The 230-nt window shown below is 58.7% G+C and carries 1 protein-coding gene; it reads right to left on the bottom strand.

Features of this window, described 5'->3' with window-relative positions; genetic code table 11:
- Positions 1–230: hypothetical protein (locus ACM0OP_RS24525; protein WP_414531002.1), on the bottom strand; the 230-nt coding region annotated here is incomplete at both ends.

Here is a 230-nt window from a genome sequence, read left to right as displayed (position 1 = left end):
ACGCCGCCTTATCGTCCGCAGCGACGCGGATGGAGAAGAGATCGTTGAGACGACCCATGAGCCGCGCAAAGCCATCCTCGTCGTACTCGGGAAACGAAGCGGATCGAACTGCGTTTGCAAACCGGGAAGCGGCTGGGTTGTAGACCCGGACGCTCAGCAGTTCCCGATCATGCTCATCGATGAAGTAGACCTCGAACGTGGATTGAACGAGCAAGGCCGAGACGTCGATC

It is taken from the genome of Nodularia chucula CCY0103 (assembly GCF_963923915.1).
Lineage (GTDB): Bacteria > Cyanobacteriota > Cyanobacteriia > Cyanobacteriales > Nostocaceae > Nodularia > Nodularia chucula.
The sequence above is the reverse complement of the archived record's forward strand: the minus strand, read 5'-3'. Positions and strand labels throughout refer to the sequence as shown.